The organism is Amycolatopsis bartoniae, from assembly GCF_014191255.1.
In the GTDB taxonomy this organism is placed as follows: domain Bacteria; phylum Actinomycetota; class Actinomycetes; order Mycobacteriales; family Pseudonocardiaceae; genus Amycolatopsis_E; species Amycolatopsis_E bartoniae.
Genome location: NZ_JACHWH010000003.1, coordinates 778,643 through 804,153, shown reverse-complemented (window position 1 = coordinate 804,153; position 25,511 = coordinate 778,643). Strand labels below are relative to the sequence as shown.

The window sequence follows — 25,511 nt, the reverse complement described above, 5'->3', positions numbered from 1 at the left end:
GAAGGTCCTCTCACGGTCGCTTGCCGACGCCCGTCCTCAGTTCGCGGAGCCGCCCGGCCGGACCGTCCGGTGCCAGCGGGGCCGTGCCCAGCCCCGCTCCGTCGCGCAGCCCGCCCAGGAACTCCCCGATGGCGTCCGTCGCACTGTAACGCGGGGTCCAGCCCAGCTCCGTCCGTGCCCGGCTGATGTCCATGACCGGCAGCCGCAGCACGGTTTCGAACAGGCCCGGGCTGGCCGGAACGGCGTGCAGGCGCCAGGCCGCGGCGAGCGGGCCGCGCAGCGCCCAGCCCGGCAGCTTCACCTTCCGCGCGCCCAGCAGCTCGGCGAGCACGTCGGCGTCGAGCACCGGTTCGGCGGCGACGTTGAACGCGCCGCGCACGTCGCGGGTGGCGGCGAGCCGGTACGCCTCCGCCACGTCGGCCGAGTGCAGCGCCTGCATCCGCAGCCCCGGCACGTCGGGCACGACCGGCAGCAGCGACGTCCGGCCGAGGAAGTTGGGCACCAGCGGACCGGCGAACAGCCGCCGCTGCTGGCTGGCCGACTCGCGCTTGAAGATGAACCCCGGCCGCAGCCGGACCACGCGCGTGTCCGGGTGGCGCGGCTCGAACCCGTCGAGATAGCGCTCCAGGTAAGCCTTTTCCCGCGGGTACGCCGCTTCCGGCCAGCCGTGGGTGGGCCAGCTCTCGTCGACCCTGGTGTCCTGCGGGCCCGGCGAGTACGCCCCCACCGACGACGCGTACACGAGCGCGGGCACCTTCTCCCGGCCCACGGCGTCGAACAGCTTGATGCTGCCGAGCACATTGGCCTCCCACGTGGTCACCGGCTCGTGCGTCGGCTGGAACAGCCACGCGAGGTGGATCACCGCGTCGGCGCCGCGCACGAGGTAGCCGAGGTCGTCCTTGGCCACGTCGGCGAGCGCCCACTCGGTCTTCGGCACCGTCCACTCCGGCTGGCGGCGCACGATGCCGAGGATGCGCTCCACCGCCGGGTCCGCGCTCAGCGCTTCGACGACACTGGTGCCGACGTTCCCGCTCGCTCCGGTCACGACGACTCGTAGCCCGTTGCCCATGCGCGCCGGGTACCCGGGCACCGGGGGTTGAACCGGCGTTTGGACACCCGGGGGCCGGGGCATCTCGGCGGCATGAGCAAACCGCCCCAGCAACAGCAGCCGCCGGGCACGACGGCGGAGATGGATCCCCGGCCGCGGGACTCGATGACCGGCTACGTGGGCCGCGACCTGCTGAAGGACAAGCGCACCCTGGTCACCGGCGGCGACTCCGGCATCGGCCGCGCCGTCGCGATCGCCTTCGCCAAGGAGGGCGCGGACGTCGCGATCGCCTATCTCGACGAGCACTCCGACGCCGAGCACACCGCGGAGCTGGTGCGCGAGGAGGGACGGGAGTGCCTGCTGCTGCCGGGTGACCTGGCGGAGCGCGAGCAGTGCCGGACGGTCGTGCGGGACACCGTGCGGGCGTTCGGCGGGCTGGACGTCGTGGTGAACAACATCGCGACCCAGCGGGAGCTCGACTCGCCGGAGGAGATCACCGACGAGCAGTGGCTGCACACGTTCGACGTCAACATGCACAGCTACTTCCGCGTCACGCAGGCGGCGCTGCCGCACCTGGGCGAGGGCAGCGCGATCATCAACACCGCGTCGGTGAACGGCTTGCGCGGCAACAAGAAGCTCATCGACTACTCCGCGACGAAGGGCGCCATCCTCGCGTGGACGTACTCGATGGCGCAGGCGCTGGCCGAGCGCGGGATCCGGATCAACGCCGTGGCCCCCGGTCCGGTGTGGACACCGCTGATCCCGGCGACGATGCCGCCCGAGCACGTCGAGAGCTTCGGCGAGCAGGTGCCGATGAAACGGATGGCCCATCCGGACGAGCTGGCACCGTCCTATGTGTTCCTCGCCGCGAACCGGCTTTCGTCCTACTACACCGGGGAAGTCCTCGCCGCACTGGGCGGCGAGACGATGCCCGGCTGAGACGTCCCGAGGGAGAAACGATGGCACAGGAGAAGTCCGAACAGCAGGAACGGCTCGAACTGGAACCGGAACCCCAGCCGCTGGAGGACCCGGTGAGCTGGCGGGCGACCGACCCGGACTACGCGCGCGAGCCGGACTCCGAGGACTCGGGCGAACAACTCGCGGCGCCGGACCGCAGCAACGACCTGGTGGACGACGAGAAGGACGAGATCGCCACCGACAGCGGTTTCCAGCACCCCGCGCTGGGCGCGGAGGAGCAGGCGATGCACATCGAGGACGGCGGCGTTTGACGTTCGCCGACCTCGGGCACCCCTACGGGGAGTTACCGAAACGATGTGGAGGTGCTCCCCATGCCGGGACGAGAGGCGCTCCCCAGCACGCTGAAGCGCTCGCCGAAGAAGGCCCAGGACACCTGGGTGAAGACGCACGACTCCGCGGTCGAGACCTACGGTGAAGGCCGCCGCGCGCACCAGACCGCGTACGCGGCGCTGAAGCACTCGTACGAGAAGGTCGGCGACCACTGGGAGGAGAAGGAGGGCGGCAAGAAGGGCCCGTCCGACTCCCAGGCCGCGCGGGGCGCCAACCGCAAGCCCACGAAGACCGCGGGCGGCGTGGACGCCTCGGCGAGCAAGGAACACCTCTACGAGCTGGCCCAGAAGCTCGACATCAAGGGCCGCTCGTCGATGAACAAGCAGGAGCTGGTGAAGGCGCTGCAGAAGGCGAACACCAAGGAGACCGCGAAGGCGCGGAAGAAGTGACTCGCCCGTCGCGGGCGGGGAATCCGGGGAAGGTTCCCGCCCGCGACGGGTGTTCCAGCGGCAGATCCGCCGTTCCCGGCACTCAAGCCGGAGGCAGCGGCGGGTTTCCGTGGCGCTCGATGGCCTGGCGGGCCGCTTTCGGGACGCGCCAGTCCAGCCGGGTGCCGGTGCTGCGCTCCAGCTTCGCCAGCACCTGCCGCGCCGCGGCGTACGCGGCTTCCTGTTCCGCCGGGGTGGCTCCGCCGCGGGCGAGTTCGAGCAGTTTCACCGCCTGGGCGAGCAGGCCGCGTTCCTCGGTGGTGAACCGGGACGCGCGCAGCTTCTCCGCGGCGTCGCGGGCCGCCGTCCACGCCTGCTCCGCCGCCACCGCCGCGTCGATGAACCGGCGCGCCATCGGCTCCGGCGGGAACTCGTCGGTGCGCAACGCCATCGCCTCGGCGAACGCCTCGATGAACCGGCCCGTCGACGGCACGGCCGGATCCGCCAGTGCGGGCGCACGCAGCACCCGCAGCGGGTCCGACTCGTACGCCGCGTACTCCCCCGCCACCCGGTCGTACCGCTCGACCGCCCGCGCCCAGCGCGACCGCAGCGGCTGCACCGAGGGCACGGGCCGTCCGTGCACCACCGCTCTGCTCCGGCCGTCCCAGCGACGGTGCAGCACCATCCGCGACCGCATCACGACGAACAGCCACACCAGCACGAGGATCGGCCACAGCAGCGGTTGCAGGTCCAGCAGGGGATTCATGACGGCTCCCTCGGCCTGCCGGGGAAAGGGCGGGCCTCCTGCCATCTTGCGCCCGCGCTCGTGTGCCCGGCGTTGGTGGGAAAGCACCGGGCCGAACGGCCCTACCGGCGGCCTCCGGCCGGGGAGATCGTGAGGGCCGCTGCGCCTCCCGACCCGAAAGGCTCCCGATGCTCGACCCGTCCGGCCAGGAGGTCCTCGACCGGGCCGAATGCCTGGCGCTGCTCGCCACGGCGGAGATCGGCCGGGTCGTGTTCACCACCCGCGGGCTGCCCGCCGTGCAGCCGGTGAAGTTCCTCTACGGCCACGACGCCGTGTGGTTCCCCGTCCCCGTGCACACCGATCTGTTCGGCGCCGCGCAGGACGGGGTGGTCGCGTTCGAGGTCGACGAGTTCGACCCGGGCCTCGACACCGGCTGGTGGGTGACCGTGCTCGGCCGGGCGGCCGCGATGCCCGGCTGCGACCTGCCGTGGCGGCGCCCAGACCTGGCGTGGCAGTCGTCCGGCGGTTCGGAGCTGCGCTGCGTCCGCATCCCGGTGGAGGTCGTTTCCGGGCGGCGGGTGAAGCGGTAACCTACGAGGTCTCGGCTCCGGCAGGGGAGACCCAGTGATCGAAAGCAGCGCGCGGGCGTTGTTGGACGCGGTGGTCGGAATCGCGGCGGACCTTCGCCTGCCCGACGTGCTGCGGCGGATCGTCGACTCCGCGTGCGAGCTCGCCGGCGCCCGGTACGGCCTGATGACGGAGGTGCTGCCCGACGGCAGGGCGGGCCGGCGCATCGAGGCCGGCGAGCTCGCGGGCACCGGCGCCCTGACGGTCCCGATCCGCACGCGCGACGGGTTGTTCGGCCGGCTCATGGTGGCGGGCAAGCGCGACGGCACGGCGTTCACCGAGCGGGACCGCGAAGAGGTGGTCGCGCTCGCCGCGGCGGCGAGCATCGCGATCGAGAACGCGAACCTGTACGAGCAGGCGCTGCGCCGCGAGCGGTGGCGGGAGGCGTCGCAGCAGGTCACCGCGGCGCTGCTGGCTGGGGAGGACGGCGCCACCACCCTGCACACGATCGCCGACCGGGCCCGCGTCGTCGCGAACGCCTCCGGCGGTGCGGTCGCGCTGCCCAGCGAGACCGAGCCGGACACGCTGGTCTTCGAGGTGATCGCCTCGCAGTACCCGGAGTACCAGCGGCTCGTCGGGGCGCGGGTGCCGCTGGTGGGCACCGCGTCCGGCCTGGCCTACACCTCCGGCGAGCCGGTGGTGGTCAGCTCCTACGGCGGCCACGTCGCGGTGCAGCAGGCCAACAGCGAGCGGGTCGTGCCGGAGACGATCAAGGACCTCGACTCGGCGGTGGCGGTGCCGCTGGTGGCGGGCACGCAGAAGCTCGGCGTGCTGCTGGTGGTGAAGTTCCGCGACGAGGAACCGTTCACCGAGGCCGATGTCGGGATGGTGCGTGACTTCGCCGCCCACGCCGCGCTGGCCGTGGAGTTCGCGCGCGCGGAGGAGGACCGGCGGCGGCTGGTGGTGTACGAGGAGCGCGACCGGATCGCCCGCGACCTGCACGACCTGGTGATCCAGCGGCTGTTCGCGATCGGCCTGGGGCTGGAGGGGCTGAGCAGGCTCACCACGCAGCCGGAGCTGGCCGAGCGCGTGACGGGGTTCGTGCGCGACCTCGACCGCACGATCCGGGACGTGCGCAACAGCATCTTCTCGCTGCAGGAGCCCGCCGAGGCGCACGGCGGGGTGCGTTCGGACCTGCTGCGGATGGCGCAGGACAGCACGGGGATGCTCGGGTTCGAGCCGCGGGTCGGGTTCGACGGGCCGCTCGACGCGGTGGTGACGGGCCCGCTGCGGGCGGACCTCCTCGCGACGGTGCGGGAGGCGCTGTCCAACGTGGCCCGGCACGCGAACGCCAGCGCGGTGGCCGTCGAGGTGCTGGTGGACCGCGACGGGCGTGAGCTGTCGCTGACGGTGCTCGACGACGGGATCGGGTTCGCGGGCGAGCCGGCGCGCGACAGCGGGCTGGCGAACCTGCGGGGGCGGGCGGCGCGCTGGCACGGCACTCTGTCGCTGGAGCCGCGGACCGGCGGGGGCACGAAGCTGGTGTGGGCCGTCCGGCCGGGCCGGCAGGAGGCGCGATGACGATCACGGTGTTCCTGCTCGACGACCACGAGGTGGTGCGGGCCGGGCTGCGGACGCTGCTGGAGTCCGAGCCGGACCTGCGGGTGGCGGGCGAGGCGGGCACCGCGGCCGAGGCGCTGACGCGGATTCCGCCGCTGCGGCCGGACGTGGCGATCCTCGACGTGCGACTGCCCGACGGCGGGGGCGTGTCGGTGTGCCGCGACATCCGGACGCTCGTCGACCCGCCGCCGGCGTGTCTGATGCTGACGTCGTACGCCGACGACGAGGCGTTGTTCGGTGCGGTCCTCGCGGGCGCGGCGGGTTACCTGCTCAAACAGGTGTCCGGCACGAACATCGTGGAGGCCGTCCGCACCGCGGCGGCGGGCGGTTCGCTGCTCGACCCGGAGCTGAAGGCGTCGGTGGCCCGGCGCATGCGGGGCGGCGAGGAGGAGCCCGACCCGCGGTACGACCAGCTCAGCCCCCAGGAGCGGCGGGTGCTGGACCTGATCGCCGCGGGGCTCACCAACCGCCAGATCGCCGAGCGGCTGTTCCTGGCCGAGAAGACGGTGAAGAACTACGTGTCCTCGCTGCTGCACAAGCTGGGCTTCGAGAGGCGCACCGAAGCGGCCGTGTTCCTGGCGAAGCGCAAGCCGCTGCGGTAGCGGTCGCGGCGCGAATTCGCCGCGTGGGCACGGGCGCACGCGGAGACGTACGAGGTCCCGGGAGGGCGAACGCGCCCGGATCGTGGGATGGCGAGGCTGGCCACGGTCGCGCGTGGCGGTCCGGGTTCGAGGTCTCACCGCGGCTGTTGCAGGCCCACCCGGGGTAGCCGGGCGATGCCGGAATCGTCGCGAAAGGTTCTCTTCGGGAACCTGATTCGTTTCCGCCTTTCGGAGGTATCCCCGAGCAACTGCCCCAGCGACGAGGAGGCACATGTACCGTGCGGGAGGCACCTTGACCGGCGAGCGCGACTCGGCGTCCGGCGTCTTCCGGGTGCGCAGGCTGGGCACTCACCTGCCGCCCGCGCCCCGGTCGCCCGCGGAGGCCAGGACGTTCGTGGCCGACGCGCTGCGCTCGTGGGACGTACCGGGCGACAAGGCGGGCGACATCGTGCTCGCCGCGTCCGAGCTGGTCACCAACGCGTTCGAACACGGCAGCGGCGGGATCGCGGTCCGGCTGCGGCTCGCGGGCGACAGCCTGCTGCTGGAGGTCCGCGACTGCTCCCCCGACGACCCGGTGCTGCGGCGCCCGCAGCCGGAGTCGGTCCGCGGCCGTGGGCTCGCCCTGATCCAGGCGCTCAGCTCCACGTGGGGCCACCGCCGCGGCGGTGACGGCAAGTGGGTGTGGGCGGAGTTCGACCTCAGCTGACCGGAGCGCCCTGAGCGGCGTCCTCCGCCGCCCAGCGGCACAGCAGCAGGCACACGTCGTCGTCGTGCTCGTCCGAGCCCAGCATCTCGTCCAGGATGCGGTCGCCCGCCTCGTCGGGCGGGTCGCCCGCCGCGCGGCCGAACACCTCCGCGAGCCGGTCCATGCCGGTGTCGATCGACTGCGTGCGCCGCTCCACCAGGCCGTCGGTGTACATGAGCAGGGTCTCGCCCTGGCGCAGGTTCGTCTCGTACTCCTGGATGCCGAACGTGAACGGCACGCCCATCAGCGGCGCGTTCGGCTCGTCCAGTGCCCGCACCCGGCCGTCGGTGCCCGCGACGAACACCGGCAGGTGCCCGGCGTTCGCCCAGCGCACGCGGCCGGTGGACAGCTCCAGGTCCATCACCACCGCCGTGGCCAGCAGCGAGCTGTGCCAGCCACGAAGCAGCCCGTGCGTCAGCCGGAGCGTCTCGGCCGGGCCGTGTCCCTCGGTGGCGTACGCGCGCAGCACGTTCTGCAGCTTTCCCATGATCACCGCGGCTTCGAGGCCGTGCCCGGTGACGTCCCCGACGGTGAGCACCACCGTGCCGTCGGGCCGGGTGAACGCGTCGAACCAGTCTCCGCCGACGTTGACCCCGCGCGCGGCGGGCAGGTAGCGGGCACACAGGTGCAGGTCGGCGGGGATGTCGAGGGTGGGCAGCATCGCCAGCTGCAGCCGCTCGGCCATCTCCCGCTCGCGCTCGTACTCCCCCGCGTTGCGCAGCCCCACCGCGGAGCGCGCGGCGACGGCGGTGACGAACGGCACGTCGTCCTCGTCGAACCCCGGCTCGTCGCGGCACAGTTCCAGCACGCCCAGCAGGTTCGGGCCCACCGACAGCGGCGCCAGCATGCGTTTCTCGTCGGTGACCGGGCGGCGGGTCGCGATCACGCGCCGCACCTCGCTGTCGGCCTCGCCCGGCGAGGGCTCCCGGTGCAGCCGGTGCTCGTCGTCCAGCAGCCACACCGCGGCCGACGTGGCGACGCCCTCGCGCTCGACCAGCTGCACCAGCGCCTCGGCGACCTCCCGGCCGCGCAGGGACGCCGACACCGTGCGGCTGACCTCGTCGAGGAACGCCGAGCGCTGCCGCTGCCGCTCGACCTCGGCGTGCAGCGCGAGCAGGCCCGCGTTGGTCTGCTGCAGCTCGGTGCGGTGCATCTGCAGCTCACGCTGCTGCCGGTCGATGATCTCGCGCAGCTCCTGCACGAGCTGGTCGCCGTGCCGGCTTTCGCCCATCAGCGACCTCCTCCCGTGACGGCCACCACGCACGCGTCATCACGCCCCCGGCCGCGCTGCCCGAGGATCCAGCCCGCGACCACCGCCGGGTCGTGCCGCAGCAGCCCCGGCCAGTCGTCGGCGCTCCACCGGTCGGACACCCCGTCAGTCTGCAACACGAGCCAACTGCGCGGGGACCACGAATCGGTGGAATCCAGCACGCGGGCCGTGCCGGCGACCCCGACGATGCCCGGCCGCGACAGCAGCCGCTGCACCGGCGTGCCCGGCTCGGTGTAACGGCGCGTGGCGATGTTCCCGATGCCCGCGAAGCGGAACCGTCCCTCCGCGGGCACCACGGTGACCACCGCCACGGTCGCACCCCGGGTGCGCGCGAGAGACTGCTGCATCGCCTCAAGGATACGGGCCGGGCCCAGGGATGCACGGGTGGCGACGGTCTCGATCGCGGCTTCGCTGGCCTTCGCGGCGGCCTCGCCGTGCCCGAGCCCGTCACTGAGCGCGACCGTCACGGCGGCCCCGCTGGGCACGGCGGTCCACATGTCCCCGCACGCCTCCTCGCCGGGCACGGTCGACCGGGCCGCGCCGACGCGCAGCCCGGTCAGCGGCGTGCCGTAGTGCCAGCGGGCGAGCACGGCGGTGCCACGGCCGGGCACGGAGTAGGCGTCGAAGTGGTCCGCGGCGCGGCGGATCGAACCGAGGCCCGCGCCCATCGTGCCGGTGGTGGAGTAGCCGTCACGCAGGTTCGTCTCGATCCGGGCCATGCCCGGCCCCTGGTCGATCGCGAGCAGGTCGAGCTGACCCGGCCCCGGCACGACCGTGAACGTGCCCCGGCCGGCGTGTTTGACGATGTTGGTGGCCAGCTCGGTCGCGGCGAGCGCGACGCGGTGCACCTGCGTCATCGGCAGGCCCGCCTGCTGCGCGACCGCCGCGGCCAGCCGCCGTGCCCGGCCCACGTGTCCCTCCCCCGTCAGCACGAGGTCAGTGCGGGTCACGGCTTCCTGCGGGTGGTGATGGACAGCTCGATCCGGGTGCCCTTGCCCGGTGCCGAGTCGATGTGGAACTGGTCGGCCAGCCGCCGCGCGCCGCCGAGGCCCAGCCCCAGTCCGGAGCCGGTGGTGTAGCCGTCGGTCAGCGCGAGGTCTATGTCGGGGATGCCGGGCCCCGAGTCGACGAAGACCAGGCGCACGGTGTCGCCGAAAGCGCTTTCCTCGATGACTATCTCGGCCCGCCCGCCCCCGCCGTAGATCAGCGTGTTGCGCGCCAGCTCACTGGCGGCGGTGACCAGCTTCGTCTGCTGCACCAGGCTGAAGCCGGCGGTGACCGCGGCCTCGCGCGCGGCCTGGCGGACGTGCACGATGTCCGTCTCGCCGTTGATCGCCACGCTGGTCGTGGAGGGTGCGCTGCTCACCGCGGCGCCGCCCCGTCGCGCAGCAGGTCGAGCGCCTCCTCCACCGACAGGGCGGTCTGCAGTCCGGACAGCACGAGCCCCAGTTCCACCAGTGTGATCGCCACGGCCGGGCGCATGCCGACGACCACGGTCTTGGCCGCGAGCAGCGCCGTGGCGGCCGCGATGTCGTGCAGGGTGCGGGCCAGGAACGAGTCGACCACGTCGAGCACGGAGATGTCGATGAGCACACCGCGCGCCTGGTACTCCACGACCTGCTCGGTGATCTGCTGCTGCAGCTCGTCGACGGAGTAGTCGAGCAGCTCGTCCTGGATGGTGACGAGCAGCACGCCGTGCATCTTGACGATCGGTACCCCGGGCATCAGACGGCGCCGGTTCCGGTGCTGGTCACCGACAGGCCGAGCCGGGTGAGCGCGTACTCGAACGCGTCGGCGAGCCGGGCGCGCGTGGCGACCTCGTCCAGGTCGATGCCCAGCTGCACCATGGTGGTGGCGATCTGCGGGCGGATACCGCTGATCACGCACTCGGCGCCCATCAGCCGCGCGGCCAGCGCGGTCTTGAGCAGGTGCTGCGCGACCATCGTGTCCACGGTCGGCACACCGGTAATGTCCAGGATCGCGACCTTGGCCTGCTGGTCGAGGATCGCCTGCAGCAGGCTCTCGGTGGCGGTCTGGCTGCGCATGCTGTCCAGCGTGCCGATCAGCGGGATGGCCAGCACGCCGTCCCAGAGCTTGACCACCGGGGTGGACAGCTCGGCCAGCTGCTCCTGCTGGCTCGCGATCGTGTCGCGGCCCGCGGTGAGCGCCGCGTCGAGCAGGATCAGCCCGAGGGTGTCGACCGCGGCGGACAGCAGCACCGCGCCGGGGGCGACGAGCTCGTGCGCGACGTCCTCCTCCGCCCACAGCCGCAGCAGCGGGTCCTTGAGGCTGTTCATCTGCGCCGCGGTCTGCGACACCAGCGACGCGTCGTGGATCTGCTGGACGGCCAGCGCCTCCAGCAGGGTGCGGATCCCGGCGAAGGCCTCGGCCGCGGGGTTGTTCACCTCGCCGGCCTCGACCGCGCGCCGCATCCCGTCGAGCACCTCGGCGCCGTCGAGCGCGGCCTGCTCCCGGTCCAGGCCCGCGGTGTGGAAGAACGGGGCGCCCGACCACTCGGCGACGATCGTCTCCCTGCGCCGGTCGAGGAAGTCACTGACAATGGAGTGGGTTTCCGGTACCGAGGTGGTGGTCATCGCTCCTGTAGCTCCGCGCGCCGCGGACCGGGCAGGTCCGCCGAAGATGGAATGGCTTGGCGGCAAAGCTAAGACACCCGGCGCCGGACGACAAACCGGGGGCCGGGACGAGGAGAAAGGCAGCAGTTCGTGGGAAGGGACGAGGTCATCCACACCAGCGCACCCGTCAAGGCCGAACTCACCGGGGACACGGGCCGGATCAAGCTGTTCGGAGAGATAGACCACACGGCCGTCGAGCAGCTCGACCAGGCGGTGTCCGAACTGCTCGGCAAGGGCGTGGCCCAGCTCGTGGTCGACTTCGCCGACCTGTCGTTCTTCGACTCCGCGTGCATCAGCGCGCTGGTCCGCGCGCGCGGGCTGGCGCAGGAGCAGGACACCAGCATCACGCTGGCCAACGTCAACCGGTACGCCCGGCGGATCCTGGACCTGACGGGGCTGTCGGTGGCGTTCACGATCGAGCCGAAGGACGAAGAGGACGACGACCTCTGACTTGAGTCGCTGACGCTCAACTTTGGGAACAAACCCGGGCTCAACTTCGTAGTAAGGAGTGCGGGTCCGACGGACGGACCGCGAAGTTTCCAGGAGGTGAGCGTCATGGCGCTGCCTGCCATGCGATCCGGTGCCACCCTGAGCCGCTGGGATCCGTTCCGGGAGCTCGGTGACCTGGCCCGGTGGTTCGACGGAACGGCCGCCACGGCACAGCCGTGGGCCCCGAGCGCGGACGTGACCGAGACGGACGGCGAGTACGTCTTCGAGGTCGAGGTGCCGGGTGTCCGGCGTGAGGACATCACGGTCGACCTGACCGGCAACCGGCTCGCGATCACGGGCGAGCTGAAGGAGCGCGAGCGTGACGGCGTGTTCCGCCGCCGCACCCGCCGCACGGGCAAGTTCTCCTACCGCGTGCTGCTGCCGCGCGGGGTGGACGGCGAGCACGTCGCCGCCACGCTGGAGGACGGCGTGCTGACCGTGCGGGTGCCCAAGAGCGAGCCCGCCCAGCCGCGCCGCATCGAGATCAGCGGTAAGTAAGAGGTGGATCGGGCCCCGGACTCCGAGCGAGTCCGGGGCCCGCGCGCGTGTTACTGCGAGCCCACCGCGGCCGCCGCCGCGGGGCGGGCCGGGGTGGCGGTCACGGCGTAGCCGAACCGCAGGATCGCCTGCGGGCGCCCGGGCAGGTGCAGCCGTTCCCGCAGCCGCGCCCGCACCTCGGGCACGTGCAGCGGGCGGACCAGCACCGAACCCACCAGGCCGCGGGTGAGCGCGGTGAGCCAGGTGCGCTCCAGCGCGACGCCGGCCCGGAGGTGGTCCAGCGGCCCGTCGCCGTCGGTGGTCACCACCAGCAGGCCCTCGCGGCGCAGCCGGCCGGTCAGCGCGGCGGGATCCGGCAGCCTGCCGCCGCCGCGCAGCAGCCCGGTCCACGGCAGGGCGGGCAGGTCCTGGGCGGGCTCGGGGAAGCGGGCCGTCCACGCGGTGAGCTCCCGCTGGTAGCCGCGGTCGTCTCGCAGGACGGTGGCGGCGTGCCCGAGCAGCTCGGCGAGGACGGCGAACTCCTCGGGCGCGCGCAGGGGCCGCACCACCGTGCCGTGCGCGGCCGCCGCGAGCGAGCCCAGCAGCGGTTCCGGCACCGGGTGCAGGCTGAACGGCGCCCGGTAGCTGCGGCGGCGGAAGATCGCGGAGTACTGCTCGACCTCGGCGCTCGCCGCGTCCTCGGGCCCGGCCGCGGTGACCCGGGCGACGAGGTCGGCGGGGCCGCTCGCCGGGAACAGCGTGACGTCGGCGGCCCAGCCGAGCGCGCGCACGGCCAGCTCCAGGTTGGCGAGCGCGGCGCCGCACGACAGCAGCCTGTCCCGTTCCAGCCCGCCGTCACGCCGTTCGGCCAGCTCGGCGACGGTGCCGTGGGCCGCCAGCGTCCACGGCCGGGTCGGCGAGACCGACGGCGACTGGTTCACCGCCCGTTCCAGCACGCCCAGCTCGGTGGCCGACCAGCTCATCGCGTCGCCTCCTCGGGCTGCCGGCGGCGGGGCCGGGTAACGCACTCCGGGCGGCGCCGGGGCGTGGCGGGCGCGGCGAAGCCGTACCCGAACCGCAGCACGGCCTGCGGGCACGCCTCGCCGCCGAGCAGGTCACGCAGGGCGTCGCGGGTGGCGCCGACCTCGACCGGCTGGGACAGGAACGACGCGCTGACCCCGGCGGTGGTGCCGGTGAGCAGCACGCGCTGCAGGGCCTGGCCGGTCCGCAGCTGGGCGAGCGGGACGTCGGTGAACGAGCTGAGCACCGCGACCAGCGGGTCGCTCTCGAACGGCCGCGCCGGGCGCTCCTCCCCGCCCGGGTACTGGCGCAGGGTCAGCAGCCCGCCGGGCGCCGGGCGCGGGCCGCCCGCCGAGAGCGGCACGCCGTCGTCGCGGTGCCCGTTCTCGGCGGTCCAGCGCCGCAGCTCCTCCTGGAACGCCGGGTCCTCGGCCTGCAGGTGCTCGGCGCGGCGCAGCAGCGCGGCGAGCTCGTCGAGGTCCGCGGGCCGGTCGAGGAGCACCAGCGAGGCGCCCTCCAGGCTCGCGGCGCGCACGAGGGCGTGCCGGATCCACGGCGGGACCGGCCGGTCGGTGAACGGGCGCCGGTTGCTGCGGCGGAAGCCGACGGCCCTGGCGAACGCGCGGTCCTCGGGCGTGACCTGGCACGGGCCCTGCAGCCACACGGTGGCCAGGTGGGCGGGGCGTGCCCGGTCGGGCAGCAGGTGCACCGCGCACGCCCGGCCCGCGGCACGCAGCGCGAGCTGGATGTTGAGGATCGCCGCCCCGCACGCCAGCCTGGCCTCCCGCCCGTCGGCGTCGGCGACGGTGAGCACGCGGCCGGGGTCGAGGTGCACGTCGATCCGGTCCTCGCCGACCTCGAACCGCCAGGGCTGCGTGTTGTGCGGGGAGGGGGCGCGGACGGCCGCTTCGAGTGCCGGCACGACGAGGTTCGCCGTCCTGGTGTGGATCGCGGTCATGGCGTGGCTCCCAGGGGTGAATTCCGGCTTCCAGCCTCGCCCGGAGCCGCCGACGTGCGGCAGGGGCACGTGGCCCGAACATCCGGGGTCTTTCGGCCCTGGTCGCCCCGGGGGACGACGGCGGCGACCTGGTTTTCGACCGCCCGGAATGCGAAGGTGGCTCGTATGGCGACGGAAGGCAGCGCGCAGTCCACGCTCCGGGGCACACTTTCCCAGCTGCGCCTGCGCGAACTGCTCGTCGAGGTGCAGGACCGCATCGAGCGCCTGGTCGGGGCCCGCGACCAGATGGACGTGCTGCTGGAGTCGGTGCTCGCGATCGCGGGCGGGCTGGAGCTGGACGCGACCCTGCGCCGCATCGTGCACGCCGCGATGGAGCTGGTGGACTGCCGCTACGGCGCGCTCGGCGTGCTCGACGCCGACGGCGGGGGGCTCGCCGAGTTCGTCTACGAGGGCATCACCGAGGCCGGCCGGAGCCGGATCGGGCACTTGCCGAAGGGCCGCGGGCTGCTGGGGCTGCTCATCGACCAGCCGAGGCCGCTGCGGCTGGCGGACCTGACCGCGCATACGGCGGCCGCGGGCTTCCCGGCGGGCCACCCGCCGATGCACTCGTTCCTCGGCGTGCCGATCCTGGTGCGCGACAAGGTGTTCGGCAACCTCTACCTCACCGAGAAGGCCGACGGCCAGCCGTTCACCGAGGACGACCAGGTCGTCGTGCAGGCACTCGTGGCCGCCGCGGGCATCGCCGTGGAGAACGCCCGGCTGTACGAGGAGACCCGGCTGCGCCAGCGGTGGCAGGAGGCCACCAGCGAGATCCGGGCCGAGCTGCTCGCCGCCGCCGACCCCCGCGCGGTGCTGCGCCTGATCGCCGAGCGCGCCCGCACGCTGACCGGCGCCGACTACACGTTCCTCGCCCGGCCCGACGATCCCGAGCTGCCGCCGGAGGAGGTCACCACGCTCGTGATCACCATGGCCGACGGACCGCGGGCGGACGAGCTGACCGGGCGCGAGATCCCCGTGGAAGGCTCGACGTGCGGCACGGCGTTCCGCGACGCGATGCCCAGGCAGGCGCCGAGCCTCGTGCACGACCTGTCCGCCGGGCTGCCCGTGGAGTTCGGGCCCGTGCTGGTGCTGCCGCTGCGCGCCTCCGCCGACACCGTCTCGGGCGTCCTGGTCGCCCTGCGCACGGCCGGCGGCGACCCGTTCGACGCCGGGCAGCTGCCGCTCGCCGCGTCGTTCGCCGACCAGGCCGCACTCGCCCTCCAGCTGGCCGACGACCAGCGCCGCCTCTACGAGCTCGAAGTGCTCGCCGACCGCGACCGCATCGCCCGCGACCTGCACGACCACGTCATCCAGCGGCTGTTCGCGCACGGGCTCGCGCTGCAGAGCGCGCGGCTGCGCACCCGCTCGCCGGAGCTGCAGGGGCGCCTCGGCGACATGATCGAGGACGTGCAGAACGTCATCGCCGAGATCCGCACGGCGATCTTCGACCTGCACGGCGGTTTCGACGGCACCACCCAGCTGCGGCGGCGGCTGCACGAGGTCATCGCCGAGGTCACCGGCGAGTCCGGGCTGCAGACGAGCGTCCGGGTGTCCGGGCCGCTCGGGGTGCTGTCGCCGCACCTGGCCGAGGACGCGGAGACCGTGGTGCGGGAGGCGCTGGACAACACCGTCCGGCACGCCGGGGCCAGCGCGGTGGCAATCACCGTCGAGGTGGCCGACGACGTGTGGATCGAGGTCACCGACAACGGGCGCGGGCTGCCCGCGGACGTGCCGGAGGAGGGCGGCCTGCGCACCCTCGCCGACCTCGCGGACCGCTCGGGCGGGCACTGCGTGCTGGACGTGCCCGAGGGCGGCGGGACCCGGCTGGTCTGGTCGGTGCCCGTCTCGTGAACGAGCCGTCACGCCGTCCCGTTCTCCTCGGCCGCCCCGAACCCGGTCACCAGCTCGGGGTGGATCCAGATGACGTAGCCGGCGTCGCCGTTGGCCCACTGCCGCAGGCGTTCGCCGAGGTCGGTGCCGTCGAGGCGGCGTGCCACCCCGGTCACCGTGACGCTCCAGCCGATCCGGTCGTCGCCCGACACGGAGTCCGCCTCGTACGCGACGACGGTGTCCAGTGCCGGCAGCAGGGCGGAGCCCGCGTGCCCGCGGATGAGCACCTCCCCGTCGTCGACCACGTGGTGCACGGGGCGGATCGCGGGCAGCGCCTGGTGCGTGTACACGAGCCGGCCCACCCGGACGCTCGCCAGGCAGCGCAGGGCTTCCTCCCGCGTCAGCTCGCGGGGCCGGTGCGGCTTCATCCGCCACCCCCGGCCGCCGGTTCGCAGTTCGCCACGAGCGCCATCTTCGCCCGCCCCGCGCGCGGCCGGAAAGAGCACAAAGTCCCCGGCGTGATCAAGGCTTCCACCTGGGGCACCAGCCCCGGTACCGCTGTCCACAATGGACCCGGATGTGCCCGGGTGCCGGGGGCGCCTAGCCTGGAGCCCGGACCCGGCTCGGAAAGGTGCGGACCGTGATCACTGTGTTCCTGGTCGACGACCACGAGGTCGTCCGCCGCGGCGTCGCCGACCTGCTGGAGGCCGACCCCGAGCTGACCGTGGTGGGCGAGGCGCCCACCGCCGCGCAGGCGCTGGCCCGCATCCCGGCGCTGCGCCCGGACGTCGCCGTGCTCGACGTGCGGCTGCCCGACGGCAACGGCATCGAGCTGTGCCGCGACCTGCGCTCGAAGCTGCCCGAGCTCAACGTGCTGATGCTGACCTCCTACACCGACGAGGAGGCCATGCTCAACGCGATCCTCGCCGGGGCGGGCGGCTACGTGATCAAGGACATCCAGGGCCTGCAGCTGGTTTCGGCGGTCCGCGAGGTCGGTTCCGGCCGCTCGCTGCTCGACAACCGCGCGGCGGCCACGCTCATGGCGAAGCTGCGCTCCGACGCCACCGACACCGGGCCGCTCGCGAGCCTGAGCGACCGGGAGCGGACGCTGCTGGAGCTGATCGGCGAGGGCCTGACCAACCGGCAGATCTCCGAGCGCATGTTCCTGGCCGAGAAGACGGTGAAGAACTACGTCTCGCGACTGCTGACCAAGCTCGGGCTCGAACGGCGGACGCAGGCGGCGGTGCTGGCCACGCGCATGCGGGAGCAGCGCCGCTCGCGCGACCCGCAGTCCTGAAGATCCTTTGTGGACGGCACGCCAAGATCCTTTGTGGACGGCGGAAGCGGCCCGGGAACCGGGGACTTTCGGCCCTACGCCCCGCCACCCCCGGCGGGGAGGGTGAGGGGGAACGAAGGAGCGTCATGGCACTACCGGCGAAGTGGACGATGGAAGTCGCGCTCGACGAGAACGGCCACACCACGCGGGCGCAGGTCCGGTTGGCCACCGGGGGAGGCGCCACCTTCCTCGGGATCGGGCTCGTCCGCGGCGGCCCCCGCGGCGTCCACCTGCCCGGCATCGCGCAGGAACTGGCGATGGCCCGGGCCTTTTCCGACCTCACCGAGGAGCTGCTGGAGGCCGTGGCGTCGGACATCGAATCCGCGGACGGCCCGGTGGTCACCGTGGCGAGCCACGCCTGACGCGCCCGCGTCAGGCGCCCGCCAGGGCCGTCAGCCCCGGCGAGTACCGCACCCCCACCGGTTCCGGGTCCCGCAGCCGCCGCGCGCTGCTCGGCAGCCACAGCAGGTCGCGCTCGAAGCGCCCCCGCGCCTCGTCGAGGCTGTGCTTGCCGCGCACCCGCTTCCCCGCCCGCATCACGTGGGTGAGCACCGGGCGGTGCCCCGGCGGGGCGGGTTCGTCGCGCCGGGACAACACGTCCTGGTCCCCCGAGGCGCGCCGGTAGACCTGCTTCGGGCCGGGCAGGGCGTTTCCGCTCGCCACCGGCCGCCCGTCGTACTCGACCAGCCGGTACGAGGTGTCCGCGGACGGCGCGTCCGCCGACACCCCCAGCTTCGTGCCCACCCCGTACGAGTCGACGGGCGCCTCGGCGGCCGACAGCCGCGCCAGCTCGTACTCGTCGAGGCCACCGCTGAGCATGATGCGTGCCTGCACGTACCCGGCCTCGTCCAGGATCTTGCGCGCCGCGCGGGCGAGCCCCAGCCGGTCGCCGGACGTCAGCCGCACCGCGATGCGGCCGGGCGGCAGGCCCAGCTCCCGGGCGACCGCCACCGCCGTGCGCACGCCGCCGAGCGCGTCGAAGGTGTCCACCACGAACACCGGCGCTTCGGGGAAATCCGTGGCGTACGCGCGGAAGGCTTCGTGCTCGTCGCCGAACGCACGCACGTAGGAATGCACCATCGTGTCGACCAGCGGCAGCCCGTACCGGCGGGCCGCGCCGACGTGGCTGCTCCCGGCGAAACCCGTCATCGCGCAGGCGCGCCCGATCGCGAGCGCGGTGTCGAAGCCGTCCGTGCGCCGGGCGCCGAAGTCCACCAGCTGCGCGCCGCCGGCCCCGATCCGGCAGCGGGCCGCCTTCGTGGCCACCGCCGACTGGAACGTCACGAGGTTGAGCAGGGCCATCTCCACCAGCTGCGCCTGCGGCAGCGGCGCGGTGACCTCGACCAGCGGCTCCGGCGGGAACACCAGGCGCCCCTCGGGCGCGGCCCACACGTCTCCGGTGAAAGTCAGCTCCCCCAGTGCGTCCACATCGGACTGGCGCAGTTCGGCGACGGCGGTCAGGTAGGCCAGTTCCTCCGTGGTGAAGCGGAATCCCTCCAGGGACGACAGGCAGTCGGCCAGGCCGGCGACCACCAGGAACCCCCGCTCGGGCGGCAGCCCGCGCAGGAACAGGCTGAAGGTCGCGGTGCCGGTCAGCCCGTGGCGCAGGTAGCTCGCCGCCATCCGGATCGCGTACAGGTCCGAGTGCTCCGCACCGGCCGTACCCATACACCCACCGTACGCCCGTGGGGACTTTCGGCCATCCCCGCGGTTACCTCCAGCCCTGTACTGGGCACCCCTGGAAAAGGCATCGTCAACTCCGACAGCTCAGCGCGAGGGAGCGAACCGATGGTGGTCGACCACCGCACCGCGGCGAACACCGGGCCGGCAGGGGCGCGCGCATGACGTGGCCCACCGTCCGCAAACCCGCCGCCGTGCGCGCGGCCGCCAACCTGCGGGACTACCCGCGGACCGCGGCCGGGTTCAGCTGGGAGGAGGAGCGGCTGGGCCTGTCGGGCCTGCCGGAGGGCCGCGGCCTGAACGTCGCGCACGAGGCCGTCGACCGCTACGCCGCGGGCCCGCGCCGCGACCACCCCGCGCTGCGCTGGCTGGACCGCTACGACGTCGTCCACGACTTCACCTACGGCGAGCTCGCCGAGCGCAGCAACCGGTTCGCCGACCTGCTGGGCCGGCTCGGCGTGCCACGGGGCGAGCGCGTGTTCACCCTGCTGGGCCGGGTGCCGGACCTGTACGTGGCCGTGCTGGGCACGCTCAAGGCGGGGTGCGTGCTGTCGCCGCTGTTCCCCGTCTACGGGCCCGAGCCGATCCGCGAGCGGCTGCGGCTGGGTGAGGCCGGTGTCCTCGTCACCACCCCGGAGCTGTACTGCGGCAAGGTCGCCCCGCTGCGGGGCTCGCTGCCGTCCCTGCGCCAGGTGCTCGTGACCGGGGCGAACGCCGAGGAGGGCGCGCTGGCGCTCGACCCCGCGCTCGCCGCGGCCTCGCCCGCCTACGAGATCGAGCCGACCGCGCCGGAGGACCCGGCGTTCCTGTACTTCACCGGCGGCACCGCCGGGCGGCCCAAGGGCGTGCTGCAGGCCCACGAAGCCGTGCTGGCCCACCACGTCAGCGCCCGCTACGCCCTCGACCTGCACGCCGACGACGTGTACTGGTGCAGCGCCGACCCCGGCGGGGTCGCCGGGATGACCTACGCGGTGGTCGCGCCGCTGACCGTCGGCGTCACCACGGTCAGCGTGGACGGCGGTTTCGACCGCCGCCGCTGGCTTTCGGTGCTGTCCGGGCAGCGGATCTCCGTCTGGTACACCGAACCCTGGGCGCTGCGTGCCCTGATGCGGCGCGGCGCCGAGCCGCCCGCGGAGCACGACCTGTCGGCGCTGCGGTTCGTCGCCAGCACCGGCGAGGCGCTCGGGCCGGAGGCGGTGGTGTGGGGCCAGGACGCGCTCGGCACACCCGTGCACGACACGTGGTGGCAGGCCGAGACCGGCGCGATCGCGATCGCCAACTACGCCGGCGAGGAGGTGCGGCCGGGGTCGATGGGCCGCCCGCTGCCGGGCATCGGTGCCGGGCTCGTGGAGCGCGGCGAGGACGGCAAGGTCCGCGAGCTGTCGGGTGACGAGCGGCAGGCGGGCGAGCTCGCGCTGCGCCGCGGCTGGCCGTCGATGTTCCGCGGCTACTGGCGCGACCCCGACCGCTACGACGAGTCCTTTTCGGACGGTTGGTACCTCACCGGTGACGTCGCGCGGCGTGACGAGGACGGGTACTTCTGGTTCGTCGGCCGCACCGAGGACGTCATCTCCGCCGGCGAGTACCTCGTGGGGCCGTTCGAGGTGGAAAGCGTGCTGCTCACCCACCCCGCGGTCCGCGAGACCGGCGTCATCGGGATGCCGGACTCGCACGACGGCGAGCGGGTCAAGGCCGTGGTGGTGCCGCACGTGGGGTACGAGCCGGACGAGGACCTGCGGCTGGAGCTGCTCGCGTTCGGCCGGCGCGCGCTCGGCGCGCTGGCGCCGCGCGAGATCGGCTTCGCCGCCCGCCTGCCCCGCACCCGCGGCGGCAAGGTGCTGCACCGCGTCCTCAAGACGCGGGAGCTGGGACTTCCCGATGGAGTGGAGGAACAACGATGACCGACCGGAGCCTGCGCGCGATGGAGCGCCTGGACCTGCTGCGCACCATGATCCGGGCGCGGCGCATCGAGGAGTACCGCACCGGGCGGCCGGGCATCGGCGACGAGGCCGTCGTCGCCGGGATCGCCGCCGCGATCGGCCCGGACGACACGGTCGTCGAAGGCGGCGGCGTGCCGCTGGCGATGAGCCTGGCGCTGGCGGCCGCCGCGTCGAGGCGGCCGCACGTGACCGTCTACGTGCTCACCGGGCAGCCGGTGCCCGCCGACGAGCTGCGCGAGGCGCTGGAGGTGGCCGCGCGCCGTGGGTTGCCCGTGCTGTTCTGCCGCGAGAACAACCTGCACCCGCTCGGCGGCCTGCCGTCGGAGACGGGTTTCGCCGCCGAGCACGGCATTCCCGCGTGGGCGGTCGACGGGATGGACGCGCTCGCCGTCGCCGAGGCCGTCGGGGAGGCGGTGGACGCCATCCGCGCCGGCGAGGGGCCGCACCTGCTGGAGCTGAGCACGTGCCGGTTCCGCGGCCGCGCCGAGATGACGCGCTGGCGCGAGTTCGACCCGGTGCGGCTGCTGGCCGACCGGATGCGCGAGGAGGACGGGCTGGACGCGGCCGCGCTGGCGCGGCTGGAGTCCGAAGTGGACGAGGAGCTGGGAATCGCCGAACCCGCACCGGTCGGCTGATTCCCCCCGCGTCCGGCGGAAAATGATCCTTCCCGCGCGGTTCGTCCCGGGGAAATACCATGGGTCATGGCGAGTGCGCAGCGGATGGGGCGGTACGTGGGGGTACGCGACCGGCGGCTCGCCGCCCGGCTGTCGGCCGAGGACCGCGCCGAGGCCCGCGGACTCGACCCGTTCGACCGCCTGACCTGCCGGACGCACCGGCACTGGGTGCACCGCTGCGTCTCCTCCGCCGCCCACGTCGTGGTGGTGACCGGGCACCGCTGGTGCCGCGACTGCGAACGCCCGGTGCCCGTCGTGGTCGACGAGCTGGCCGGCGAGATCCGGATGAGCTGCCCGTCGTGCGGCCGGTTCCCCGACTCCCCCGCCAACCGCCAGCTGCTGCGCGCCTGCCGCCGCAGCCTGGCCGTGGCACGAGCGGCGCGGAACTTCTAGGGGTTTTCACAAGCGGCGGAGCCGCTTGCTCCTGCGCCGTCAGCTCGCACTCTGCTGCCGAATTCTGAGGTGGCCTCTCGCGAGGACAGCGCCGACGTGGTGAAAGCCGCAGTCGTGGAGCGTCCATGGGGGGTGGTGGCCGGGCTGGCGGGTGGGAGGTCATGAGTCGGCGATCCCGGAGTGAGAGGCCGCCTGAGTGGATCAGTCACGCGCAGCGTGTCCGTTGAGGGTGGTGGCGGGCCGGCGGGAGGGGCTGCTACCCGCACCGGCCAGCAAGCCGCTTCAGAAACAGTCTCAGCCCCCCACCGCGTCCAGCAGGGCCCGCCCCAGGGGGGTCACCTGGTGCAGCACCGCGTGGCCCTCGCGGGTGCTCGTCACCAGCCCGGCCTCGCGCAGCACCGCCGCGTGCTTGCTCGCCGAGGCCGCCGACGTCACCACGTGCCGGGCGACGCTCGTGGTCGAGCGCGGCACCGACAGCGCCCGCAGCACCTGCGCCCGCGTCTCCCCGAGCAGGGCGACCAGCGACGCCGTCCCGTCCCGCGGCACGGGCAGGTCGGCGGCCGGGTAGACCAGCACCGGCGGCAGCTCCGAGTCGATGAAGGTCACCGGGTTGGCGTGGCAGAAGTACGACGGGATCAGCTGCAGCCCGCGCCCGCCCAGCTCCAGGTCCCGGTCCACCGGGTACAGGCACTCCAGCACCGGCGGTGTCCAGCGCCCGTGCGGCAGACGGCTCAGCAGCCGCTCCACGCCGCCCTCCGACAGGTCCGCGACGCGCGCCCCGCGGTCCGCGCCCACCGTGCGCCGCACCGACTGCCAGTACGGCTCCACCACCGTGCAGTGGTACCAGGACACGGCTTCCGCCAGCTCCCGCAGCCCGTCGAGGGAGCCCTCGGCCAGCCGCGTCACCACCGGCGACACGCGCCGCGGGCCGACCAGTGCCGCCATCTCCTGGCGCAGCCTCGCTTTCGGCGTGCTCAGCACGGTGTCCAGCGCCGCGCCGAACTCCCCCGCCGCACACACCGGGGTGAGGAAGTCCGGGAAGTTGCCGCGTGGCGGCACGAGCGTGGTCAGCAGGTCCAGGTGCCGCCGGTGGGCCGGAGAACCCAGGCGCGGCAGGGAGAACTCCCGCCAGTCCGCGTACCGCGACCGCGGCCGCGACAGCCGTGCCTTGTGCAGGCTCAGCACCAGCTCCCACATCGGGTGCGGTTCGGCGACGATCCGGGTCCTGGCCAGATCGTCCGCGGTGAAGTGCATGCGCAGCCGGGGCATCGTTCCCAGGGTATCGGGCAACTCCGGTTCCCTCCTGCAGTCCGGTCACGGATCACGCCAGCTCGGCGGCCAGTGTCTTCGCCTCTTCGGTGCCCAGTTCCTCGCACAGCGCGAGCGCTTCGCGCCGGTACTCCTCCGCCGCGGCGGTGTCCCCTATGACGACAGAAAGCGCTTTCAGTTCCGCCAGGGTGCGAGCCCGCTGCCAGCGCAGGGCTACCCCGGTGAACGCGGTGAGCGCCAGCTGGAGGCACACCCCGGCGAACGCGTGCTGGCCGACCTCGCGCCGCGCACGTCCTTCGTTGAGTGCGGCATACCCTTCTTCGAGCGAAAACCCACCTTGGCGGGACAGGGAACGCGCCTCGCGGAAGGTCCGCGCCGCCCGTTGCCAGCGGCCCGCCTCGTTGAGGTCCAGGCCGATCGCGAGCAACGTCGAGGAGTGGAAGAACCGGCGCGCGTCGGGGTTGGCCTCGCCGTAGTGCGCCTCGACGTCGGCGAGCACGGCGCGGTGCACGGCCAGCGCCTCGTCCGCCCGGCCCTGCGCCCGCAGGATCGAGCCGAGCACGTTGCGGATGTTCCCCTGCCCGAGCCAGAACTCCAGTTCCCCGGCCAGTTCCACCGCCTCCCGCGCGTAGCCGAGCGCCTCGTCGAGACAGCCCAGCCGCAGCAGCACCGACGCCAGCGACCCCAGCGCCCGCGCCTGCTCGCCCCGGTCCCCCAGCTCCACCGCGATGGCCAGCGCCTCGCGGTGCAGCCCGACCGCGCCCTCCTGGTCCACCAGGCAGAAGTACCGGGCCCAGCCCGCGAAGTTCAGCAGCACCGCCTCCTCGCGGCGGCTGCCCAGCGCCCGCGCGGCGGCGACGCCGAGCGTGAAAACCTCGTACCAGGGCCGTTGCTGCGTGCGCCCGTCGGCGTACCAGCGCAGCGACCGCGCCAGGTCGAGCACCGCCCGGTGCCGGCCCGCCTGCGCCGCGAGGCGCAGCGCGGCGAGCCAGTTCGACGCCTCGGCGTCGAGCCACTCGGCGGCGCGCCGCCGGGACGGGAACGGCTCCGCGGTGAGCCGGTCGGGGCGGAACGAGCGGGCGGCGGCGGTCGCCGTGGACAGCAGGTGGCTGAGAGTGGCGTCCGCGAGCGTCTCGCCGTCGGCGGGCTTCTCCTCGGCTTCCCGCCGCTCCCCCGCGAAGATCCGGATCAGGTCGTGGAAGCGGTAGCGGTACGGGTCGGTGCCCGACTGCAGCAGGTTCGCGTCGACCAGCTCGTCGAGGTGCACCCGCACGGCAGGCACGGGCAGGCCGGCCGCGACCGCGGCCAGCGTCGGCGCGAAGTCGGTGCCGGGGATCGCGGCGAGGCGGCGGAACGCCAGCCGCGCCGCCGGGGACAGCCGCCGGTACGACGTCTCGAACGCCGAACGCACCTGCAGGTCCCCCGCCGCGAGCGAACTGAGGCGGGTGCTCGCGTCCCGCAGCTCCCCCGCCAGGTAGGCGACCGACCAGTGCGGGCGCGATGCCAGCCGGGTGCCGGCGATGCGCACGGCGAGCGGCAGGTTTCCGCACAGCGCCGCCAGTTCCGCGGCCGCGTCCGGTTCGGCGGCGACCCGGCCGGGGCCGGCGATGGCGGCGAGCAGGTCCGTCGCGTCGGGGGCGGCGAGCGGTTCGAGCCACACCCACCGCGCGCCCTCCAGCCCGGCGAGCGCGCGGCGGCACGTGACCAGCGTCAGGCAGCCGGGGCTCGCCGCCAGCAGCGGCCGCACCTGCGCCTCGTCGGCGGCATTGTCCAGCAGCACCAGCACGCGGCGGCCGGCCAGCAGCGAGCGGAACAGGTGCTGCTGCTCGGGCGCGGCGGCCGGGATCTGCTGCGCGGGCACGCCGAGCGCGCGCAGCAGCTGTTCGAGCGCCTCGCGGGAGCTGAGCGGCTGGTCGGCCATGCCCAGCAGGTCCAGCGCCAAACAGCCGTCCGGGTAGTACTCGCGCAGCGCGTGCGCTGCGGCCACGGCGAGCGTCGTCTTGCCCACCCCGGGATGGCCGATGATCGACACCACCACCCCGCTCGGCGACGGCGCCAGCGCGGCCTCCCGCAGCCGCGCCAGCTCGTCGTCGCGGCCCACCAGGTCCGGCACCGTGGGCGGCAGATCGCCCACCACCGGCCCGATCGCCCGCGAGGCACGGCGGCGGCCGTCGCGCGCCGTGGCCAGGAACCGGGCGCGCTCGGGCGCGGACAGCCGCAGGGCGTCGGCGAGCGCGTCCGCCGAACGCCGCTGCGCGGCCTGCGCGCGACCCCGTTCGAGATCCCGCAGGGCGCGCACGCTCATGCCCGACGCCCGCGCCAGCTCCGCCTGGGTCAGCCCGGCGGCCCGGCGGTGGCTCAGCAGGAGCTGCCCGAACGCCGGGGCCGTGTCCTCTCCGTTCTCGTTCACCGTGCACCATTCAACCGGCAGATTTCACCGCGGTCGAAACCTGCCGGTGCTTCGGCCTCCTCGGCGCGCGTGCGATGGGGTTTCCTGGGT

At 73.8% G+C, this 25,511-nt stretch carries 28 protein-coding genes; 15 read left to right on the top strand and 13 right to left on the bottom strand.

Annotated elements, in window-relative coordinates; all coding sequences use genetic code 11:
• Positions 1 to 10: 10 nt before the first annotated feature.
• Complete coding sequence (locus tag FHX82_RS20525; RefSeq protein WP_145936898.1) at positions 11 to 1,069, bottom strand: NAD-dependent epimerase/dehydratase family protein; 1,059 nt, start codon at positions 1,067 to 1,069, stop codon at positions 11 to 13.
• A 72-nt stretch (positions 1,070 to 1,141) separates the two neighbouring features.
• Between FHX82_RS20525 and FHX82_RS20520 the strand changes: the two genes are divergently transcribed.
• The 3 genes from FHX82_RS20520 to FHX82_RS20510 are packed head-to-tail and all read left to right on the top strand — an operon-like array spanning position 1,142 to position 2,745.
• Positions 1,142 to 1,987, top strand: coding sequence for an SDR family oxidoreductase (locus tag FHX82_RS20520; protein WP_145936897.1), 846 nt, complete (start codon positions 1,142 to 1,144; stop codon positions 1,985 to 1,987).
• Positions 1,988 to 2,007: 20 nt separating this feature from the next.
• Positions 2,008 to 2,277, top strand: a complete 270-nt coding sequence (locus FHX82_RS20515) for a DUF5709 domain-containing protein (protein ID WP_145936896.1) — start codon at positions 2,008 to 2,010, stop codon at positions 2,275 to 2,277.
• A gap of 60 nt (positions 2,278 to 2,337) precedes the next feature.
• Positions 2,338 to 2,745 (top strand): ChaB family protein, encoded by a 408-nt coding sequence (locus FHX82_RS20510; protein ID WP_145936895.1) that lies wholly within the window; start codon positions 2,338 to 2,340, stop codon positions 2,743 to 2,745.
• Between the two features lie 82 nt (positions 2,746 to 2,827).
• Here FHX82_RS20510 and FHX82_RS20505 read toward each other — a convergent pair whose 3' ends face one another.
• Positions 2,828 to 3,490 carry a hypothetical protein gene (locus FHX82_RS20505; protein ID WP_145936894.1) on the bottom strand — a complete coding sequence of 221 codons (663 nt, stop codon included), beginning with the start codon at positions 3,488 to 3,490 and terminating at the stop codon, positions 2,828 to 2,830.
• Positions 3,491 to 3,657: 167 nt separating this feature from the next.
• Here FHX82_RS20505 and FHX82_RS20500 point away from each other — a divergent pair, with 167 nt between their 5' ends.
• The 4 genes from FHX82_RS20500 to FHX82_RS20485 all read left to right on the top strand — a co-directional run bounded on the left by FHX82_RS20500 (position 3,658) and on the right by FHX82_RS20485 (position 6,964).
• Entirely contained in the window at positions 3,658 to 4,059 is a 402-nt protein-coding gene (locus FHX82_RS20500; RefSeq protein WP_145936893.1) for a pyridoxamine 5'-phosphate oxidase family protein, read from the top strand.
• A gap of 34 nt (positions 4,060 to 4,093) precedes the next feature.
• A complete protein-coding gene (locus tag FHX82_RS20495) occupies positions 4,094 to 5,617 on the top strand; it encodes a GAF domain-containing sensor histidine kinase (RefSeq protein ID WP_229880654.1) in 1,524 nt (507 codons plus the stop codon).
• Positions 5,614 to 6,258 (top strand): response regulator, encoded by a 645-nt coding sequence (locus FHX82_RS20490; RefSeq protein WP_145936892.1) that lies wholly within the window; start codon positions 5,614 to 5,616, stop codon positions 6,256 to 6,258. The genes FHX82_RS20495 and FHX82_RS20490 overlap by 4 nt, the downstream gene beginning before the upstream one ends.
• Positions 6,259 to 6,529: 271 nt before the next feature.
• Positions 6,530 to 6,964: an ATP-binding protein gene (locus FHX82_RS20485; RefSeq protein ID WP_145936891.1), complete on the top strand. Its 435-nt coding sequence runs from the start codon at positions 6,530 to 6,532 to the stop codon at positions 6,962 to 6,964.
• Here the strand turns inward: FHX82_RS20485 and FHX82_RS20480 are convergent.
• Genes FHX82_RS20480 through FHX82_RS20460 form a run of 5 tightly spaced genes read right to left on the bottom strand, consistent with a single transcriptional unit; the run spans position 6,957 to position 10,867 of the window.
• Positions 6,957 to 8,234 carry a PP2C family protein-serine/threonine phosphatase gene (locus FHX82_RS20480; protein WP_145936890.1) on the bottom strand — a complete coding sequence of 426 codons (1,278 nt, stop codon included), beginning with the start codon at positions 8,232 to 8,234 and terminating at the stop codon, positions 6,957 to 6,959. The two genes, FHX82_RS20485 and FHX82_RS20480, sit on opposite strands and share 8 nt — an antisense overlap.
• Positions 8,234 to 9,223: an ATP-binding protein gene (locus FHX82_RS20475; RefSeq protein WP_145936889.1), complete on the bottom strand. Its 990-nt coding sequence runs from the start codon at positions 9,221 to 9,223 to the stop codon at positions 8,234 to 8,236. Before FHX82_RS20475 ends, FHX82_RS20480 begins: the two co-directional genes overlap by 1 nt.
• Positions 9,220 to 9,639 (bottom strand): ATP-binding protein, encoded by a 420-nt coding sequence (locus FHX82_RS20470; protein WP_145936888.1) that lies wholly within the window; start codon positions 9,637 to 9,639, stop codon positions 9,220 to 9,222. Before FHX82_RS20470 ends, FHX82_RS20475 begins: the two co-directional genes overlap by 4 nt.
• Complete coding sequence (locus tag FHX82_RS20465) at positions 9,636 to 9,998, bottom strand: STAS domain-containing protein (protein WP_145936887.1); 363 nt, start codon at positions 9,996 to 9,998, stop codon at positions 9,636 to 9,638. The genes FHX82_RS20470 and FHX82_RS20465 overlap by 4 nt, the downstream gene beginning before the upstream one ends.
• Positions 9,998 to 10,867, bottom strand: coding sequence for an STAS domain-containing protein (locus FHX82_RS20460; RefSeq protein ID WP_145936886.1), 870 nt, complete (start codon positions 10,865 to 10,867; stop codon positions 9,998 to 10,000). Before FHX82_RS20460 ends, FHX82_RS20465 begins: the two co-directional genes overlap by 1 nt.
• Before the next feature lie 129 nt (positions 10,868 to 10,996).
• Between FHX82_RS20460 and FHX82_RS20455 the strand changes: the two genes are divergently transcribed.
• Together FHX82_RS20455 and FHX82_RS20450 are read left to right on the top strand one after the other, a co-directional pair.
• Positions 10,997 to 11,356: an STAS domain-containing protein gene (locus FHX82_RS20455; RefSeq protein ID WP_145936885.1), complete on the top strand. Its 360-nt coding sequence runs from the start codon at positions 10,997 to 10,999 to the stop codon at positions 11,354 to 11,356.
• 105 nt (positions 11,357 to 11,461) lie between these two features.
• Positions 11,462 to 11,893: an Hsp20/alpha crystallin family protein gene (locus tag FHX82_RS20450; protein WP_145936884.1), complete on the top strand. Its 432-nt coding sequence runs from the start codon at positions 11,462 to 11,464 to the stop codon at positions 11,891 to 11,893.
• A gap of 50 nt (positions 11,894 to 11,943) precedes the next feature.
• Here the strand turns inward: FHX82_RS20450 and FHX82_RS20445 are convergent, their stop codons facing one another.
• Together FHX82_RS20445 and FHX82_RS20440 are read right to left on the bottom strand one after the other, a co-directional pair.
• Positions 11,944 to 12,855: a hypothetical protein gene (locus tag FHX82_RS20445; protein ID WP_145936883.1), complete on the bottom strand. Its 912-nt coding sequence runs from the start codon at positions 12,853 to 12,855 to the stop codon at positions 11,944 to 11,946.
• The gene (locus FHX82_RS20440) at positions 12,852 to 13,850 is read right to left on the bottom strand and encodes an Acg family FMN-binding oxidoreductase (RefSeq protein ID WP_145936882.1); all 999 of its coding nucleotides are present in this window, start codon (positions 13,848 to 13,850) and stop codon (positions 12,852 to 12,854) included. Before FHX82_RS20440 ends, FHX82_RS20445 begins: the two co-directional genes overlap by 4 nt.
• 165 nt (positions 13,851 to 14,015) lie before the next feature.
• On the opposite strand from FHX82_RS20440, the gene FHX82_RS20435 reads away from it, so the two are divergent.
• On the top strand, positions 14,016 to 15,740 hold the full coding sequence (locus FHX82_RS20435) for a sensor histidine kinase (protein ID WP_145936881.1): 1,725 nt from the start codon (positions 14,016 to 14,018) through the stop codon (positions 15,738 to 15,740).
• 8 nt (positions 15,741 to 15,748) lie between these two features.
• Here the strand turns inward: FHX82_RS20435 and FHX82_RS20430 are convergent, their stop codons facing one another.
• Positions 15,749 to 16,147 (bottom strand): pyridoxamine 5'-phosphate oxidase family protein, encoded by a 399-nt coding sequence (locus FHX82_RS20430; RefSeq protein WP_145936880.1) that lies wholly within the window; start codon positions 16,145 to 16,147, stop codon positions 15,749 to 15,751.
• 212 nt (positions 16,148 to 16,359) lie between these two features.
• Here FHX82_RS20430 and FHX82_RS20425 point away from each other — a divergent pair, with 212 nt between their 5' ends.
• A complete protein-coding gene (locus FHX82_RS20425) occupies positions 16,360 to 17,016 on the top strand; it encodes a response regulator (RefSeq protein ID WP_145936879.1) in 657 nt (218 codons plus the stop codon).
• A gap of 125 nt (positions 17,017 to 17,141) precedes the next feature.
• Positions 17,142 to 17,417, top strand: a complete 276-nt coding sequence (locus FHX82_RS20420) for a dsRBD fold-containing protein (protein ID WP_145936878.1) — start codon at positions 17,142 to 17,144, stop codon at positions 17,415 to 17,417.
• A gap of 10 nt (positions 17,418 to 17,427) precedes the next feature.
• Here the strand turns inward: FHX82_RS20420 and FHX82_RS20415 are convergent, their stop codons facing one another.
• The gene (locus FHX82_RS20415) at positions 17,428 to 18,723 is read right to left on the bottom strand and encodes a nicotinate phosphoribosyltransferase (RefSeq protein WP_145936877.1); all 1,296 of its coding nucleotides are present in this window, start codon (positions 18,721 to 18,723) and stop codon (positions 17,428 to 17,430) included.
• Between the two features lie 173 nt (positions 18,724 to 18,896).
• Between FHX82_RS20415 and FHX82_RS20410 the strand changes: the two genes are divergently transcribed.
• The 3 genes from FHX82_RS20410 to FHX82_RS20400 all read left to right on the top strand — a co-directional run bounded on the left by FHX82_RS20410 (position 18,897) and on the right by FHX82_RS20400 (position 21,742).
• The gene (locus FHX82_RS20410) at positions 18,897 to 20,636 is read left to right on the top strand and encodes an AMP-binding protein (RefSeq protein ID WP_145936876.1); all 1,740 of its coding nucleotides are present in this window, start codon (positions 18,897 to 18,899) and stop codon (positions 20,634 to 20,636) included.
• Positions 20,633 to 21,310 carry a thiamine pyrophosphate-dependent enzyme gene (locus FHX82_RS20405; RefSeq protein ID WP_145936875.1) on the top strand — a complete coding sequence of 226 codons (678 nt, stop codon included), beginning with the start codon at positions 20,633 to 20,635 and terminating at the stop codon, positions 21,308 to 21,310. The genes FHX82_RS20410 and FHX82_RS20405 overlap by 4 nt, the downstream gene beginning before the upstream one ends.
• Positions 21,311 to 21,376: 66 nt before the next feature.
• A complete protein-coding gene (locus FHX82_RS20400; protein WP_145936874.1) occupies positions 21,377 to 21,742 on the top strand; it encodes a hypothetical protein in 366 nt (121 codons plus the stop codon).
• Between the two features lie 294 nt (positions 21,743 to 22,036).
• Here the strand turns inward: FHX82_RS20400 and FHX82_RS37770 are convergent, their stop codons facing one another.
• Positions 22,037 to 23,011 (bottom strand): helix-turn-helix domain-containing protein, encoded by a 975-nt coding sequence (locus FHX82_RS37770; protein WP_145938171.1) that lies wholly within the window; start codon positions 23,009 to 23,011, stop codon positions 22,037 to 22,039.
• Between the two features lie 52 nt (positions 23,012 to 23,063).
• On the bottom strand, positions 23,064 to 25,421 hold the full coding sequence (locus FHX82_RS20390; RefSeq protein ID WP_145938170.1) for an ATP-binding protein: 2,358 nt from the start codon (positions 25,419 to 25,421) through the stop codon (positions 23,064 to 23,066).
• Positions 25,422 to 25,511: the final 90 nt, after the last annotated feature.